We start from the raw sequence: 17,579 nt of genomic DNA, 5'->3' as shown, positions 1-17,579 counted from the left end.
TTTGGTTAGTCCAAATACTGTAACTTGCCACGGAAATCATCAAGGCTTTCATAGCCTTTTTCAGTCATAATGGCTTTTAATTCATTTGTAATACGTTCAAAAACGGCTGGACCTTCTTGGTGTAAAACAGTTCCTAGTTGAACCATGCTAGCTCCGCATAAGATGTGTTCAAAGGCATCGCGACCAGTCTTGACCCCACCTGTCCCTATAATAGGAATAGTAGGATTTAGGCGTTGGTAAAAGGCGTGTACGTTAGCAAGCGCTGTTGGTTTGATATAATCCCCACCAATACCACCAAAACCATGTTTTGGCTTGATAACAACGGTTTCATCTTCGATAACCAAACCGTTACCGATTGAATTGATGCAGTTAACAAAAGCCAACGGGAATTGATTGAATACCGCAGCAGCACGGTCAAAGTGAGCAATATCAAAATAAGGAGGCAATTTCACCCCAAGTGGTTTTGTGAAATAAGCAAAAATGTCCTTCAAGAGTTTCTCAGTTGTTTCAAAATCATAAGCGATTTGAGGTTTTCCTGGAACGTTTGGACAAGAAAGGTTTAATTCCACCAAACCTTGGTAGTCAGAGTCTTGGACGGCTTTTAAAATGGTGTGTGTTTCTTCTTCAGACATACCAACAAGTGATAAGAAGTGATTCTTGCTATTTGGCGTGTTTTGGAGCTCAGTCACAAAGTCCAAATAATATTGGAAACCGTGATTTGGCAAGCCCATTGAGTTGATTGAGCCAAGGCTTGTATCAACGTAGCGTGGTTCAGGGTTACCAGCGCGTGCGTTTAATGTCCCTGTCTTGGTGACAAAAGAGCCAGCAGCAGAAGCATCAATATCAGCTAATTCCTCACGAGTCATGCAGTAAACGCCAGCGGCATTCATGAGGCAGTTGTCAAAATCGAAAGTACCGATTTTTGTTGCAGTAGAAACCATAAAGTCCTCCAAGTGTTGTAATAACGGTTGAAAAGGCATTCCAACCCATCTTCATTTTACTATTTCATCAGAATGAAAGCAAGTCATTTTCCCGAACATTTTCAAGATAAATACATATCAACGACCAGTTTTCCAATAATCTTGCGATCTTATAAAGCTTTCAAGGCCGTTTTGATTTCTTCAAATAGGAATATTGAGGTGTCTGAGTGTTGAGAGTGGTCTTTTAGCGTTTTTTACTTGAAAAACGAAAGCGTTTAGGTTATACTAAAAATTATTGAACTATTGAATAAGTGTTCAAATATAAAAACGTTAATAATAGAAAGGAGAAAAGATGATAGAGCATTTTGAGGGGGAGTTGCTAGATACGGTTTCTAATTTTTTCAAGGCTTTGGGCAATGAAACCCGCTTGAAAATCTTGTGGCAACTAAGCCAAAAAGAATGGAAATCAACAGACTTAGCGGCAGTTTTAGAGATGACACCATCAGCCATTTCCCATCAATTGACTTTATTGAAAAACCTTAAGATTGTGGCTGTTAGACGTGAAGGTAAGCATCAAATTTACCGTTTGGCTGATAGCCATATTAGTCACGTCTTACATTCCGTTATCGAGCATTATGAGGAGGATACCGATGTCAGAGAAGAATAAAAAATCCTTAAGGCAGATTGTTCTAGCTATCCTTGTCTTTTTACTGGTTGTTGTGGTGGTGCGGATCTATCAACCAACCTTAGAAATGCAAGCTATTTTGTACGCCGTTCCTTATTTAATTGCGGGGTATACGGTTTTGAAAAAAGCTGTTGTGAAAATCAGTCAAGGTAAGGTCTTTAGTGAGCATTTTCTCATGTCCTTGGCAACGCTAGGTGCTTTTCTTCTTAGTTTTATCACGCAGGAAGCAGAGTTTGCCGAAGCTGTTTTTGTCATGATTTTTTACCAAATTGGTGAACTTTTTGAACACATTGCTGAAGGAAATAGTGAAAAATCCATTGCCGAGTTGCTGGCTTTGAAACCTGATGTGGTTCATCTTGAACAAGAGGGCAAGCTGGTCGATGTTGACCCCAAGGTCTTGCATGAGGGGCAGATTATCACGATTTCCCCAGGGGAAAAAGTCGCCATTGATGGGATTTTAATTGAGGGAGAATCTTCGGTGGATACGTCAGCCTTGACGGGAGAAAGCCTGCCCCAAGAAGTGGTGGTGGGCGACCAAGTGCTATCTGGTATGATTAACATGACAGGTGTCATCCGTGTCAAAGTGTTGCACTCAGTAGAGCATTCGACTCTTAGTAAAATTTTGGAATTGTTAGAGGATTCGACGGCGCACAAGTCTAAGAGCGAACGTTTTATGGCCCGTTTTGCGGCGGTTTACACACCGACAGTCGTGATTGCAGCTTTGCTTTTGGCGGTGTTACCGCCCCTGTTTTCAGGTGATTTCATGGCTCATTTTCCAGAATGGTTTAGCCGTGCTTTGACCTTCTTAGTCATTTCATGTCCTTGTGCCTTGGTGATTTCCATTCCCCTTAGCTTTTTTGGCGGCCTCGGTGCTAGTTCCAAAGAGGGCGTTTTGATTAAAGGGTCTAATTACCTTGAAACCTTGGCGTCACTCGATACTCTGGTTTTTGATAAGACAGGGACGCTGACTGAGGGTGTGTTTGAGGTAACTGCCCTTCATCCAAAAGACATCAAGGAAGAAGAGTTGTTGCACTTAGCTAGCCACGTGGAACGTTTTTCAAATCACCCCATTGCCCAATCCCTTCGTTCTGCCTATCAAAAAGAAGCAGATGATTGTCGGATTACGGATATCACGGAAAAATCAGGCTATGGCGTCAGTGCAAATATCAACGGGCATACCGTTGCTGTCGGTAATACCAAATTCATGGACAGTTTGGGTGCCAAATGGAAAACGTGCAGCAAGGTTGGTACGGTGGTCCATGTCGCTATTGATGGGCAATACGCTGGGCACATCGTGATTTCAGACTGCATCAAACCAGACACAAAATCCGCCTTAGAACAATTACAATCACTTGGTATCAAGCGTTTGGTTATGCTGACAGGGGACCGCAAAGAAGTGGCAGAAAAAGTAGCTGCAGAACTTGGCATCACCGATTATCAGGCAGAATTGCTACCGACAGACAAGGTGACAGGCCTTGAAACCTATCTCAATACTGCTCAAAAACGTGCGACTGTTGGTTTTGTCGGTGACGGCATCAACGACGCTCCAGTCTTGGCTCGAGCAGATGTCGGTATTGCCATGGGAGGCTTGGGCAGTGATGTTGCCATTGAATCCGCTGATGTGGTCATTATGGACGACAAGCTTTCTAAATTAGTCAAAGTCATTGCTATTGCACGTCGCACGCGTCGCGTCGCTCATGAAAATATCGTCTTTTCAATCGGTGTGAAATTAGCCGTTCTCTTGTTGGCAGGATTTGGTTTGGCAAATATGTGGCTGGCTATTTTTGCCGATGTTGGGGTGACAGTGCTGGCTACATTAAATGCTATGCGCACCATGACCGTCACAAAATCAGTGCTTTGATTGAGAAAAGTCAGCGTCTTGAGATAAAATTAGTAATTTCACTAGCTTTTTTACCTCTTTTTGGGTAGAATAGTAAAAGTCAGCGGCGTTTAGGTCGCGATACATTATAGAAGGAGATAAAATCTAATGGTAAAATTAGTGTTTGCACGTCACGGGCAATCTGAATGGAACAAAGCTAACCTTTTCACTGGTTGGGCAGATGTAGATCTTACAGAAGAAGGAACACAACAAGCTATCGACGCTGGTAAATTGATCAAAGAAGCAGGAATCGAATTTGACCTTGCTTTCACATCAGTTCTTAAACGTGCGATCAAAACAACTAACCTTGCTCTTGAATCATCAGATCAACTTTGGGTTCCAGTTGAAAAATCATGGCGCTTAAACGAACGTCACTACGGTGGTTTGACTGGCCAAAACAAAGCTGAAGCTGCTGCAAAATGGGGTGACGAACAAGTTCACATCTGGCGTCGTTCATACGATGTATTGCCACCAGCTATGGCTAAAGATGACAAATACTCAGCACACACTGACCGTCGTTACGCAAACCTTGACGACACTGTTATTCCAGATGCTGAAAACTTGAAAGTGACATTGGAACGTGCCCTTCCATTCTGGGAAGATAAAATCGCTCCAGCACTTAAAGATGGTAAAAACGTATTCGTTGGTGCACACGGTAACTCAATCCGTGCCCTTGTAAAACACATCAAACAATTGTCAGATGACGAAATCATGGACGTTGAAATCCCTAACTTCCCACCACTTGTTTTCGAATTCGACGACAAATTGAACGTTACAAAAGAATACTACTTAGGTAAATAATCTTTTATAATAAGTGTAGTGTGTAAGAAGCATTCTAGCTTGTGCTAGGGTGCTTTTTTCTGACTTTAAAAATGGGAGGGATTTGTGATATGATGAAAGCATGAAACGTGAAAGGAGAATGGTTATGAAAGCAGCAGAGCGCCGTCAAAAGATTATGGCGTCTTTGAGTCAGGCTCAGGTGCCTATTTCAGCCAGTGCTTTGGCCAGCCAATTTGGTGTGAGTCGTCAGATTATTGTAGGGGATATTGCCTTATTGAGAGCGGCAGACAATGATGTGATTTCAACGCCAAAAGGCTACATTTTATCTCAGTCCTTGTATTCTCATCAGTTTATTGGGAAAATTGCTTGTCAGCACGGTCAAGATAAGATTGAAGAAGAGTTGGCTTGCATTGTGTCGCAAGGTGGGATTGTGGTGGATGTCGAGGTGGAACATCCTGTTTATGGGATGCTGACGGCATCTTTAAACATTAAGACAGAAGAAGATATTGCCAATTTCATGGAGAAAATTGAGCAATCGCACGCTACTTTATTATCCTCTTTGACGGATGGTATTCATACGCACACTTTGTCTTGCTCCTCTAAGGACCGTTTTGATGAGATTAAAACACTTTTGGCTGATAAAGGGATTTTGTTATCTGAAAACTAAAACACAACAGATGTCTTGACACCTGTTGTGTTTTCTTTTATAATAGCAGTAATCATGTGAGATAAAGCACAAATAAAGCTTATGAGACCGGTTTATTTAGGAGGAATTTATGGTAAAACAAAGTCAAACAAAATCGCTGGCCTTTTCGGCTATACTGGTAGCCTTTGGGATTTTAATTCCCATGGTGATGCCGATTAAGGTGGTTATTGGGCCAGCTTCCTTCACTTTAGCCAGTCATGTGCCTGTTTTTATGGCCATGTTCATTGCACCTCAGGTGACCTTCATGGTTGCTTTGGGGACAAGCCTTGGTTTCTTGCTGGCTGGCTTTCCGATTGTCATTGTCTTGCGAGCGGTGTCACATCTCTTGTTTGCAATGATTGGAGCAGTTCTGCTTCAAAGATATCCAAAACTTTTGGATAATGCCACCTCACGCTTGCTTTTAGCTTTGGGATTAAATCTCTTGCACGGCTTGGCAGAATTTGTTGTCGTCTTGTCCTTGACGACAGGCAGCCAATTAACCATGAGTTATGTCTGGTCATTAGTGGGGTTGATTGGCCTTGGCTCTATGGTACACGGCTGTATTGATTTTTACATTGCCTACTACATTTGGGTATTTTTAAAAGACAAGGTCGGTATCAATTTTTCACTCAATGTTAACGAACAAGTGTAATAAAGAAGGGTCAAGCGACCTTTCTTTTTTTGTAAAGTCTGGTTAAAAACTTTTCTGGTTAGTTTTCTCTCTTTTAATGAAAATATGATAGAATATAAAACAGAGCTTTTATTTGTGAGGAAATAATGTCATTAAAAAAGAGATTACGTAACATCAAAATCGAAAAAGGACCAAGTAACGTTACAAGACGGATTTATTTGATTTTTTCGGTAATCGTTGTGCTGTTTTCAGTCATCGTTTTGCGACTGGCACAGATGCAAATTTTTAATAAATCGTTTTACGAAAACAAATTAAATTCATCGACGACGTATAAGGTCACGACCTCAAGCCCTCGTGGTGAAATTTACGATTCGGCAGGAAAACTGCTCGTTTCCAACAACGTGAAACAAGTGGTAGCCTTTACACGTAGCAATACCATGACTGCGGGAGAAATGAAAAAATTAGCCGCTAAATTGGCAACGCTGGTGAATTTGACTGAAACCAACGTCACCACACGTCAGAAAAAAGACTATTACCTAGCAGATTCAGATACTTACGCAGCGGTTGTCAAACGCCTACCAGATAAGGAAAAATACGATAACTATGGTAACAGTTTGTCGGAGTCAACTATTTATGCCAACGCTGTTAATGCGGTGACTGACGATGAGATTAACTATTCTGAAGATGAGTTGAAATTGGTTTATATCTTTAACCAGATGAATTCAGCTTCAACCTTTAGTACGGTGCATTTGACGACTGGGGATTTGACAGAAGAGCAAATTGCCTACATCACCGCCAACCAATCAAAACTGTCAGGCATTTCTATTGCGACAGACTGGGACCGTCAAGCGTCAAACAGTTCTTTGGTGACTGTTATCGGAACAGTGTCATCGAAAAAATCAGGTCTGCCAGCCGAAAAAGTTGAAGAATATCTTGCCAAAGGTTACGCCCTTGATGACCGTGTCGGAACCTCTTACTTGGAAAAAGAATACGAAGAATACCTTCAAGGGACTCACACCGTTCGTGAAATCAAAACCGATAAAAACGGTAACGTGGCTTCTGACAAAGTCCTCAGTGAAGGCAAATCAGGTCAAAACCTCAAATTGACCATTAACGCAGATTTCCAAGCAGGTGTGGAAAACATTCTCCAACAATACTATGGAGCAGATATCACCAGTGGTTATGCGACGTATTCTGAAGGGGCTTATGCCGTTGCCCTCAATCCTAAGACAGGTGCGGTCTTGGCTATGGCAGGTCTATCGCATGATGTTGGTTCAACCACAACGCAACTAGATGCCCTTGGTACCATCAATGACATCTTTGTACCAGGGTCAGTTGTCAAGGCAGCAACCCTAACAGCTGGCTGGAAATCAAACGTCATTTCTGGTAACCAAGTCTTGACTGACCAACCAATTAATATCGCTGGTTCGCCATCAATCAAGTCATGGTTTACCGATTACGGTTCACGAAACATCACAGCCGTGCAAGCCTTGGAATACTCTTCAAATACCTACATGGTACAAGTCGCCCTCAAGATGATGGGACAAGAATACCATTCAGGAATGGCCTTATCAACTTCTGGTATGAAAAAAGCCATGGAAGAATTGCGTGCCACTTACGCTGAATACGGTATGGGAACAAGTACAGGCATTGACCTACCAGAAAATACAACAGGTTACCTGTCTAAAGAATACTCTGCGGGTAATGTCTTGACAGAAGCCTTTGGACAGTATGACTCATACACCCCAATGCAATTGGCCCAATACGCAGCAACTGTAGCCAACGGTGGTAGCCGTATTGCCCCACACCTTGTCGAAGGCATTTACGAAAGTGACGGCAAGGGTGGTCTAGGTACCTTGACCAAGACCATTGAAAGCAAGGTGCTTAATAAAGTTGATATCTCATCAGAAGATATGGACTTGATTCACCAAGGGTTCTATCAAGTGGTAAATGGTACTGATGCTTTTGCCACAGGTTCTCACATGAGAAGCTCAACCGTAACCATCGCTGGTAAAACGGGTACCGCCGAAACCTACGCTGTCGATGCTTCAGGTAATGCGGTAACCACTATTAACTTGAGCGTTCTCGCTTACGATTACTCAGAAACCGATGATTCTCACATCGCCGTTGCCGTGATTATTCCGCATTTGACGAGTGAAGACAATCACACCAACCAAGTCATTGCGCGTGATATCATCAACTTATACATGTCAACTTATGTCAATAAATAAGAATTGGGCGAGTCGATTGAAAACAAGGTCGGCTCGTCCCTTTGTTACAAAGGAGGAAAAAGATGCTCTACCCAACCCCCATCGCAAAACTCATTGATAGTTTTACCAAATTGCCAGGCATTGGGATTAAGACAGCGACACGACTTGCTTTTCATACCATTGGCATGTCAGACGAAGACGTCAACGAATTTGCCAAAAACCTACTAGCAGCCAAGCGTGAACTGACTTACTGCTCAGTTTGTGGTAACTTAACAGACGAGGACCCTTGCAATATCTGCACGGATGAAACCCGCGACCGCTCAGTGATTTTAGTGGTTGAAGATTCTAAGGATGTGTCTGCTATGGAGAAAATTCAAGAATACCATGGCTTGTACCATGTCTTGCACGGCTTGATTTCTCCTATGAATGGCGTTGGACCAGACGACATCAATTTGAAGCCCTTGATTACGCGCCTTATGGATAGTGAGGTCAGCGAGGTGATTATCGCAACCAATGCCACCGCAGATGGTGAGGCGACCGCGATGTATATCTCACGCGTCTTAAAACCAGCTGGCCTTAAGGTAACCCGCCTAGCACGAGGACTTGCTGTTGGTTCTGATATCGAATACGCTGACGAAGTGACCCTGCTGCGTGCTATTGAAAACCGTACAGAATTATAACCCCAAAGCAACTTTTACATAAAGTTGCTTTTTTCTATCACGTGAGGTCAAGTGGTGTTTGAAAGGGTGCTGCTTTTGTGGTATGATAGGTAGGAAATTGTAATAGAAAAGGAATGGAACATGAGCGAGGCTAGAATTGCTCAAGATGTTCTGGTAATGAAAGGTATGTCAAAAGAAACGCTTGTTTTACTTTATGGTGGACGTTCTGCAGAGCGCGAAGTGTCTGTTTTATCAGCTGAAAGCGTCATGCGTGCAATTAACTACGATAAATTCTTTGTGAAAACGTATTTCATCACACAAACAGGGGATTTTGTTAAAACACAAGAATTTTCAAGCAAACCGACTGACGCTGAAAAATTGATGACCAACGACACCATCGTTGACAGTCAAAAAATCAAGCCAAGCGATATTTACGAGCCAGGGGCAGTTGTTTTCCCAGTGCTTCACGGGCCAATGGGCGAAGATGGTTCGGTTCAAGGTTTCCTTGAAGTCCTCAGAATGCCTTACGTTGGAACAAATATCTTGTCATCAAGTGTGGCAATGGATAAAATCTCAACCAAGCATATTTTGGAAACAGCAGGCGTGCCACAAGTGGCTTATGTGACTTACATTGAAGGGGCTGACCTCGACAAAGCTATCGTAGATGTCAATGCAAACTTGACTTACCCTGTTTTTGTCAAACCAGCCAACATGGGCTCTTCAGTAGGGATTTCAAAAGCTGATGACGAAGCTTCACTTCGCTCTGCTATTGACCTCGCCTTGAAATACGACAGCCGTATCCTTATCGAGCAAGGGGTCAATGCGCGTGAGATTGAAGTCGGTATTTTAGGAAATGGCGATGTGAAAACAACCCTACCAGGTGAAGTGGTCAAAGATGTTGCCTTTTATGACTACGATGCCAAATACATCGACAACAAAATCACCATGGACATCCCAGCTCACATCGCTCCTGAAATTACGGAAGAAATGCGTGGCTACGCAGCAACAGCCTTTCGTGCCATTGGTGGCTGTGGTTTGTCACGTTGCGATTTCTTCTTAACAGAAGACGGCCACGTTTACCTCAACGAACTAAACACCATGCCAGGTTTCACCCAATGGTCAATGTACCCACTGCTTTGGGAAAACATGGGACTTCCATACTCTGATTTGATTGAGCAATTGGTAGAACTCGCTAAAGAAATGTTTGACAAACGCGAAAGCCATTTGATTTAAGACGAAAAAGCACCCTCGAGGTGTTTTTTTGTGCACAAAATAACCTCAGAGATGGGATAACTCTCTGAGGTTGTTTATTAAGGTAAGTTGGCGAGTTTGCGCAATTCTGGAATCGTCTGCAAACGTGGAATCACTAACATGGTAATGATAATACGTAGTGGTATTTCAAAGATTTTCAACCAACGCCCTGACAAGTACTGCGCCCAGAAAGGAACACCAAAGTAAATCTGAATGAGGAGTGGGGTGAAAATAAAGGTCCCGATTAACATAATCACGACAGTCGCTAGCGTCACATGAAGCCAGTCTTTTTTACTTGACCAACTTAGAGGCTTTTCATAAAAGAAATAACCGTAGAAAAAGCCTTGGACGGCTTCCATCAAGGTCCACCAAATGATGAAATTACCAGCACCGCTCGATAAGTTATCCACCACATCGAGAATACCTAGACTGATAAATGCCCAAAAAGGACCTGCGATCATTCCGATAATCGTGTTGACAATAAAGGTCAAACTAATCACCAATTGTTGTGGGATAATCGGAATAGAGAACTTACTAACGATGAAAGCAAGGGCAATAAGCATTGCCAAGCTAACCAGTCGCTTAGGGGTTAATGGGGGTGTTTTACAAATAGAATGCATTTTGGCTCCTTTAATCAAAAGTAGAGCTGTTAAAATTAACAGCGGATGCAATGGCTCACCGCGCAAATTGCTTCGTTGTGTGACAACATCCCATTCACACACACTTAACGCGAACCATTTACTCTGTGCAAAAAAACTTTGCAACTACAATTGTACCATAAAAATCCAACGAGAAGAGGGATTTTATGATATAATGAAAAGGTTAATAATAGATTTTTTATGAAGGATTCAAAATGAAATTAACATTGCATGAAGTGGCCAAAGTTGTTGGCGCTAAAAATACGATCTCAGAGTTTGATGACGTTCCCCTGCACCAAATCGAATTTGATAGTCGCAAGATTCAAAAAGGGGACTTGTTTTTGCCTTTGAAGGGTGCACGTGATGGGCATGATTTTATTGAAACGGCTTTTGAAAATGGTGCCGTTGCAACCTTTTCAGAACGCGAATTGAGCCACCACCCCTATCTTTTGGTGGACGATTGTTTGGAGGCCTTCCAACGCCTAGCCCAATACTACCTTGAAAAACAACGTGTTGACGTGATTGCCGTGACAGGCTCAAACGGAAAAACAACCACAAAAGACATGATTGCTGCGGTTTTATCAACAGAATACAAGACTTATAAAACACAAGGCAACTACAATAACGAAATTGGTTTGCCATATACAGCGCTTCATATGCCAGATGATACGGAGAAAATTGTCCTTGAAATGGGGCAAGATCATATGGGTGACATTCATCTGTTGTCAGAACTTGCAAAACCACATATCGGTGTGGTGACTTTGATTGGTGAAGCTCATTTGGAATTTTTCGGTAGTCGTGAGAAAATCGCAGAAGGTAAATTGCAAATTGTTGATGGCATGGATTCAGATGGCATTTTGATTGCGCCAGCTGACACAATCGTTGATCCTTATTTACCTGAAAGCCAAATGGTTATTCGTTTTGGTGACGGCGCAGAAATTTTTGTGAAAGATTTGCAAGAAAGTAAGGAATCGTTGACCTTTACGACAAATGTGATTGACCGTCCAATTACCCTACCTGTGCCTGGAAAATACAATGCGACTAATGCCATGGTGGCAGCTTATGTTGGTAAATTATTAGCCATTTCTGATGACGATATTGTCGAGGCTCTTGAGACAATCGAATTAACGCGTAATCGTACGGAATGGAAAAAAGCAGCCAATGGTGCTGATATTTTGTCAGATGTTTACAATGCTAATCCAACGGCAATGCGCTTAATTTTAGAGACATTTTCTAAAATTCCTGCCAATGAGGGTGGTAAAAAAATCGCTGTGCTTGCTGACATGAAAGAATTGGGTGAGCAATCTGTTGAGCTTCATAAACGCATGATTATGAGCTTGTCACCTGAAACATTAGATACACTCATTTTCTATGGGGAAGATATTGCCGAGTTGGCACAACTTGCTAGTCAAATGTTCCCAATTGGAAAAGTTTATTATTTCAAGAAAACAGCTGACGAGGATCAATTTGATGCCATGCTTGAAACTGTCCAAAAAGTATTGCAACCAGCTGACCAAATCTTGTTGAAAGGTAGCAACTCAATGCAGTTAGCTAAAGTTGTTGAAGCACTGGAGGAATAGATTACTGTGGAGATGTTAAGGTTAAAGGAAGTATTTAGGACTGAAGAGTCATTTGCAAGGTTTCTTTATCGAGCCTTGTATTTTCTTGAGTTTTGTTTGCTATTTCTAGCTTGGTTCTTGAAACGTTATCCGTTTCCTCTACCGTTTTTCTTATTGATGTCAAGTCTTGCCATTATTGGCGGATTTGCCATGTATTTGTGGAGTTTTTGGCGTTCAGGTTGGTCGATAGAGAAGATTTTAGCAGGGATTTTTGCACTAGCTTTTTTGATTTTATTACCAATGTCTAATTATCTGGAAACAAACGTTGATGATTTGTCCATGGTTACCTTGTTTTTGTTATCAGCGAGTGTTGATAAGGACGATGAGCGGTTGATGACAGCAATTTTCTACTTCAAGCTGATTGTAGCAATCTTAGTGCTCTTTGCTTACAATAGTCATATTATTTCTGATATGACCATGTATCGAGCTGACAAAGATTTGATTAGGCATTCTTATGGTTTTATGCACCCAAATTCTTTGGGAATGTATCTGGTTGGTTTGTTGTTTGATTTTTCCTTGGTTAGAAAGAGCCGTAAAGCTAGAGCAGGACTGGTCATGTTGCTTGTTTCCTTATTGATTTTTGCGATTACCGACTCAAGGACAACATTTTTAATTGCTGGGGTCATCATTCTTTGCTATTTTTTGAAACCATTATTACTAAAGTATCAGGTTTCTGGTTCTGTGATTATTCCACTGGTGATTGTGATGTTTGGTTTGGGGCTAGGGCTTCCATACTTCTACAATGGTGATAGTACCATTTATGCAACATTGAATCATTGGTTTTCAGGAAGATTGAATATCGGACACACGTATTTGCAAGCATTCGGTGTTGATTGGTTGCCACGAAATATTCCAACTTTTACCGAAATAAATGGGCATCCGATGTACGATGATAGTTTTTATATTGATTCATTGTTACGTCAGGGAATTTTCCTATTTCTACTGTATCCCATTTTTCTCATTGTACAGTTGAGAGGGAAAAAACTGACATTATTCCATACGATGCTCTTTTTGATAACTTTCTTTATCAATATCATGGAGCACTATGGTGGCAGTCTTTGTATGTGTAGTATTCTCTTAATCAATTATTTTGCGGTTTCTGAGGAGAACACCGTGGGGAAATATTGAAATAGAGCCCACTTTTCGTTATAATAATAGAGTTATGAGTCCCATGACTCTATTTTTTGTATGGCAGAAAAGGAGTGGACCAATGTAGTCACTAAAGATTAGGTGATACGTTTATATAAAGAAGATAATTAAGATTAATAAGGAAATAAAATGACAATTCAAGATGACATTAAAAAACGTCGTACGTTTGCCATCATCAGTCACCCAGATGCTGGTAAAACGACGATTACAGAACAATTGCTTTACTTTGGTGGTGAGATTCGCGAGGCGGGTACTGTCAAAGGGAAAAAAACAGGAAATTTCGCCAAATCAGACTGGATGGATATTGAAAAACAACGTGGGATTTCAGTAACTTCATCAGTAATGCAATTTGATTATGCAGACAAACGCGTGAATATCCTAGACACCCCAGGGCACGAGGACTTTTCAGAAGACACCTACCGTACCTTGATGGCGGTAGATGCTGCGGTAATGGTGGTTGACTCAGCCAAAGGTATCGAAGCACAAACCAAAAAATTATTTGAAGTTGTCAAACACCGCAATATCCCTGTTTTCACCTTCATCAACAAATTGGACCGTGATGGACGTGAACCCCTTGATTTGCTAGAAGAATTGGAAGAAGTGCTTGGCATTGCCAGCTACCCAATGAACTGGCCAATTGGTATGGGAAAATCTTTTGAAGGGCTTTATGATTTGTACAACCAACGCTTAGAACTCTACAAAGGTGACGAGCGTTTTGCAGACCTAGCAGATGGTGACAAACTCTTTGCCAACAACCCCTTCTACCAACAAGTTTTAGAAGACGTTGAATTGCTAGAAGAAGCAGGAAATGAATTTTCTGAAGAAGCTATCTTGTCAGGTGACTTGACGCCTGTATTCTTTGGTTCTGCCTTGACGAACTTTGGGGTGCAAACCTTCCTAGATACCTTCTTGAAATTCGCTCCAGAACCACACGGCCACAAGACCACAGATGGCACGGTCATCGACCCTTACGACAAAGATTTTTCAGGGTTTGTCTTTAAAATCCAAGCCAACATGGACCCACGCCACCGTGACCGCATCGCCTTTGTCCGCATCGTTTCAGGTGAATTTGAACGCGGCATGAGTGTCAATCTAGCCCGTACGAAAAAATCAGTGAAACTCTCAAACGTCACACAGTTCATGGCCGAATCACGTGAAAATGTTGAAAATGCTGTCGCCGGTGATATTATCGGGGTTTACGATACAGGAACTTACCAAGTCGGTGATACCCTAACTGTCGGTAAAAACAAATTTGAATTTGAACCCCTCCCAACCTTCACCCCTGAATTGTTCATGAAAGTGGCTGCCAAAAATGTCATGAAACAAAAATCCTTCCATAAAGGGATTGAACAATTGGTGCAAGAAGGGGCTATCCAGCTGTACAAAAACTACCAAACAGGCGAGTACATGCTTGGTGCCGTTGGTCAGTTGCAGTTTGAAGTTTTCAAACACCGCATGGAGAATGAATACAATGCCGAAGTGGTCATGACCTCAATGGGTAAAAAGACTGTCCGCTGGATTAAACCAGAAGACCTTGATGAACGCATGTCATCAAGCCGCAACATCTTGGCAAAAGACCGCTTTGACCAACCCGTTTTCCTTTTTGAAAACGACTTTGCTTTGCGTTGGTTTGCGGATAAATACCCAGACGTTGACCTCGAAGAAAAAATGTAATAAAACCAAAGAGAAAGGCTGACACAGACGCTTTTCTCTTCTTTTTATGCCCTTATAAATCTTCAAAAAGTGAGAAAAGTAAAATTATGATGGGAATGACCATGTTTTCTATCTTTTTGATTAGGAATATGGTACACTAGATGAGTTGTTAGATAACGACAGTAAAGTTTAATAAGGCAGCTTCGCACTGTCTTTTAGAAAAGAGAACATTTTGAAATTTACAGAACTTCATTTATCAGAAAACATTCTTAAAGCGGTGGAAAAAGCAGGTTTTGAAAAACCATCACCAATCCAAGAATTAACCATTCCTTTAGCCTTAGAAGGCAAGGATGTTATTGGACAAGCCCAAACAGGTACCGGAAAAACAGCAGCTTTTGGCTTGCCAACACTAGACAAAATCGACACCAGTCGCCACGTTGTTCAAGCCCTCGTTATTGCCCCAACGCGTGAATTAGCCGTCCAAGGACAAGAAGAATTATTCCGTTTTGGTCGTGAAAAAGGGGTCAAAGTTCGCTCTGTTTACGGTGGCTCAAGCATTGAAAAACAAATCAAAGCCCTTCGCTCAGGTGCCCACATCGTTGTCGGAACACCAGGACGCTTGCTTGACTTGATTAAACGCAAAGCCTTGAAATTAGACCACGTGGAAACCCTTATCCTTGATGAAGCAGACGAAATGCTCAACATGGGCTTCCTTGAAGATATTGAAGCGATTATCAGCCGTGTGCCTGAGAACCGTCAAACCCTCCTCTTCTCAGCAACCATGCCAGAAGCCATCAAACGCATCGGTGTCAAATTTATGTATGACCCAGAACATGTACGCGTGGCAGCCAAAGAATTAACCACTGACTTGGTGGACCAATACTATATCCGTGTTAAAGAACAAGAAAAATTTGACACCATGACACGTTTAATCGACGTGGAACGCCCAGAATTAGCCATCGTCTTTGGCCGTACCAAACGCCGCGTGGACGAATTAACCCGTGGCTTGAAATTGCGTGGCTATCGTGCCGAAGGCATTCACGGTGACCTTGACCAAGGCAAACGCCTCCGTGTCCTTCGTGATTTTAAAAATGATAACATCGACATCTTGGTAGCGACAGATGTTGCGGCGCGTGGGCTTGACATCTCAGGTGTGACCCACGTTTACAACTATGATATTCCGCAAGACCCTGAAAGCTACGTTCACCGTATCGGTCGTACAGGTCGTGCTGGTAAACACGGTCAGTCTGTCACATTTGTGGCACCAAATGAAATGGGTTACTTGTCAATCATCGAAAAATTAACCAAGAAACGCATGAAAGGCTTGAAACCAGCGACAGCAGAAGAAGCTTTCAAAGCTAAGAAAAAAGTGGCTCTTAAGAAAATCGAGCGTGATTTTGCAGATGAAACCGTTCGTGCAAGCTTTGACAAATTCAAAGGCGACGCTATCAAGCTAGCAGCTGAATTCACCCCTGAAGAATTGGCGCTTTATATTCTTAGCTTGACTGTGAAAGACCCTGAAAGCTTGCCAAAAATTGAAATTGCGCGTGAAAAACCATTGCCATTCAAACCATCAGGTGCTCACAACAATGACCGCAAAGGTGGACGTGGTCGCGACAATCGTCGTGGTAACCGCTCTGACAGACGCCGTGATAACCGCGACAACCACTACGAATTCAAACGCACCTCTTCTAAAAATAAGCGTGACTTCCAAAGCAAAGACAACAAACGTCCTCATCGCACATCAAGTGAGAAAAAAGCAGGCTTTGTTATTCGCAATAAAGGGGAACGTTGACCAAAATTTTATCAAAAAAGACTGGCTCTTTGTCAACTGTAGTGGGTAGATGAAAAGCTAACACCTAGAGAGGACGAACTTCGTCCTCTCTTTCTTTATGTTCAATGCAATCAAAATCCGTTTTTTAAAGTTTTCAAAGTTCCTGAACCCAAAGGCATTTCTCTTAATGACTTTGATGAGATTGTTGGTAGCTTCCAGTTTGGCGTTAGAATAAGGTAAATCCATGGCGTTTCCAACCTTGTCTTTATCCTTTAGAAATGTCTTCAATACCGTCTGGAAAATAGGATTAACGGTGGCTATTTCCTGTTCGATGAGGTCAAAGAAATGGTCTGAGTTCTTCTCTTGGAAATGAAATAAGAGAAGCTGATAGAGTTCATAGTGTTGTCTTAGTTCCTGGGAGAAAGACAGGAGTTTTTCGAGTATTTCCTTGTTAGTCAAATGCATTCGAAACATAGGTCGATAAAATCGTTTATCGCTGAGTTTACGACTATCTTGTTGTATCAATTTCCAGTAACGTTTCAAGGCTCGGTATTCCTGCGATGTTCTGTCGAATTGATTCATAATTTGAATACGGACACGGTTCATAGCACGACTAAGGTGTTGCACGATATGAAAGCGATCGAGTACAATTTTTGCATTTGGAAAAAGCTGTTTAGCAAGTTGATAATAGGGACTAAACATATCCANNNNTTCAAACTTGAACTCATTGAGCTTTCTCATAACTGACGATGTTGAAATTGATAGCCTGTGTGCAATATGTTTCATTGCTTGATTTTCGATGAGTAATTGTGCGATTTTCTGGTTAACAGCGACAGAGATTTGGTGGTTCTTCTTAACAAGAGGAGTTTCAGCGACAGCCATTTTTCCGCAATCTTTACACTTGAAGCGACGCTTTCTAAGGCGGATAAGTAGCGGGTAGCCAGCAGTTTCTAGGTAGGGGATTTTAGAAGTTTTCTGGTAGTCGTACTTAGCCATTTGTCCCTTGCATTTTGGGCATTTAGGGGCTGTGTAGTCCAAGTGACCGT

The 17,579-nt window shown here is 42.0% G+C and carries 15 protein-coding genes and 1 riboswitch; of the genes, 12 read left to right on the top strand and 3 right to left on the bottom strand.

Annotation, left to right across the window (positions count from 1 at the left end; translation table 11 throughout):
• Window positions 1-5: 5 nt before the first annotated feature.
• A complete protein-coding gene (locus ACFORE_RS05210) occupies window positions 6-941 on the bottom strand; it encodes a dihydroorotate oxidase (RefSeq protein WP_154455113.1) in 936 nt (311 codons plus the stop codon).
• Between the two features lie 331 nt (window positions 942-1,272).
• On the opposite strand from ACFORE_RS05210, the gene ACFORE_RS05205 reads away from it, so the two are divergent.
• The 8 genes from ACFORE_RS05205 to ACFORE_RS05170 all read left to right on the top strand — a co-directional run bounded on the left by ACFORE_RS05205 (window position 1,273) and on the right by ACFORE_RS05170 (window position 9,682).
• Window positions 1,273-1,587, top strand: coding sequence for an ArsR/SmtB family transcription factor (locus ACFORE_RS05205; protein WP_154455112.1), 315 nt, complete (start codon window positions 1,273-1,275; stop codon window positions 1,585-1,587).
• Window positions 1,571-3,466 carry a heavy metal translocating P-type ATPase gene (locus ACFORE_RS05200; RefSeq protein WP_154455111.1) on the top strand — a complete coding sequence of 632 codons (1,896 nt, stop codon included), beginning with the start codon at window positions 1,571-1,573 and terminating at the stop codon, window positions 3,464-3,466. Before ACFORE_RS05205 ends, ACFORE_RS05200 begins: the two co-directional genes overlap by 17 nt.
• A gap of 126 nt (window positions 3,467-3,592) precedes the next feature.
• A complete protein-coding gene (locus ACFORE_RS05195) occupies window positions 3,593-4,285 on the top strand; it encodes a phosphoglycerate mutase (RefSeq protein ID WP_154455110.1) in 693 nt (230 codons plus the stop codon).
• Between the two features lie 124 nt (window positions 4,286-4,409).
• A complete protein-coding gene (locus ACFORE_RS05190; RefSeq protein ID WP_154455109.1) occupies window positions 4,410-4,931 on the top strand; it encodes a transcription repressor NadR in 522 nt (173 codons plus the stop codon).
• 109 nt (window positions 4,932-5,040) lie between these two features.
• Entirely contained in the window at window positions 5,041-5,601 is a 561-nt protein-coding gene (locus ACFORE_RS05185; protein ID WP_154455108.1) for a hypothetical protein, read from the top strand.
• A 125-nt stretch (window positions 5,602-5,726) separates the two neighbouring features.
• Window positions 5,727-7,811, top strand: a complete 2,085-nt coding sequence (pbp2b, locus tag ACFORE_RS05180; protein WP_380435032.1) for a penicillin-binding protein PBP2B — start codon at window positions 5,727-5,729, stop codon at window positions 7,809-7,811.
• A gap of 62 nt (window positions 7,812-7,873) precedes the next feature.
• The gene (gene recR, locus ACFORE_RS05175) at window positions 7,874-8,470 is read left to right on the top strand and encodes a recombination mediator RecR (protein WP_154455106.1); all 597 of its coding nucleotides are present in this window, start codon (window positions 7,874-7,876) and stop codon (window positions 8,468-8,470) included.
• 165 nt (window positions 8,471-8,635) lie between these two features.
• Window positions 8,636-9,682 carry a D-alanine--D-alanine ligase gene (locus ACFORE_RS05170; RefSeq protein ID WP_154455117.1) on the top strand — a complete coding sequence of 349 codons (1,047 nt, stop codon included), beginning with the start codon at window positions 8,636-8,638 and terminating at the stop codon, window positions 9,680-9,682.
• A gap of 77 nt (window positions 9,683-9,759) precedes the next feature.
• On the opposite strand, the gene ACFORE_RS05165 is transcribed toward ACFORE_RS05170, so the two are convergent.
• On the bottom strand, window positions 9,760-10,320 hold the full coding sequence (locus ACFORE_RS05165) for a folate family ECF transporter S component (protein ID WP_154455105.1): 561 nt from the start codon (window positions 10,318-10,320) through the stop codon (window positions 9,760-9,762).
• A gap of 37 nt (window positions 10,321-10,357) precedes the next feature.
• Window positions 10,358-10,448: riboswitch (THF riboswitch) on the bottom strand.
• A 105-nt stretch (window positions 10,449-10,553) separates the two neighbouring features.
• Here ACFORE_RS05165 and ACFORE_RS05160 point away from each other — a divergent pair.
• The 4 genes from ACFORE_RS05160 (at window position 10,554) to cshA (ending at window position 16,554) form a co-directional block, all read left to right on the top strand.
• The gene (locus ACFORE_RS05160) at window positions 10,554-11,918 is read left to right on the top strand and encodes a UDP-N-acetylmuramoyl-tripeptide--D-alanyl-D-alanine ligase (RefSeq protein WP_154455104.1); all 1,365 of its coding nucleotides are present in this window, start codon (window positions 10,554-10,556) and stop codon (window positions 11,916-11,918) included.
• Between the two features lie 12 nt (window positions 11,919-11,930).
• Window positions 11,931-13,085 carry a polymerase gene (locus tag ACFORE_RS05155; protein WP_074596679.1) on the top strand — a complete coding sequence of 385 codons (1,155 nt, stop codon included), beginning with the start codon at window positions 11,931-11,933 and terminating at the stop codon, window positions 13,083-13,085.
• Window positions 13,086-13,235: 150 nt separating this feature from the next.
• The gene (locus tag ACFORE_RS05150) at window positions 13,236-14,780 is read left to right on the top strand and encodes a peptide chain release factor 3 (protein ID WP_154455103.1); all 1,545 of its coding nucleotides are present in this window, start codon (window positions 13,236-13,238) and stop codon (window positions 14,778-14,780) included.
• Between the two features lie 211 nt (window positions 14,781-14,991).
• Entirely contained in the window at window positions 14,992-16,554 is a 1,563-nt protein-coding gene (cshA, locus tag ACFORE_RS05145) for a degradosome RNA helicase CshA (protein ID WP_293651167.1), read from the top strand.
• Window positions 16,555-16,611: 57 nt separating this feature from the next.
• Here the strand turns inward: cshA and ACFORE_RS05140 are convergent.
• Window positions 16,612-17,579: ISL3 family transposase (locus ACFORE_RS05140; protein WP_380435031.1), on the bottom strand; the 968-nt coding region annotated here is incomplete at its 5' end.

The sequence above is a fragment of the Streptococcus alactolyticus genome (assembly GCF_042649785.1).
GTDB lineage: Bacteria > Bacillota > Bacilli > Lactobacillales > Streptococcaceae > Streptococcus > Streptococcus alactolyticus.
The sequence above is the reverse complement of the archived record's forward strand: the minus strand, read 5'-3'. Positions and strand labels throughout refer to the sequence as shown.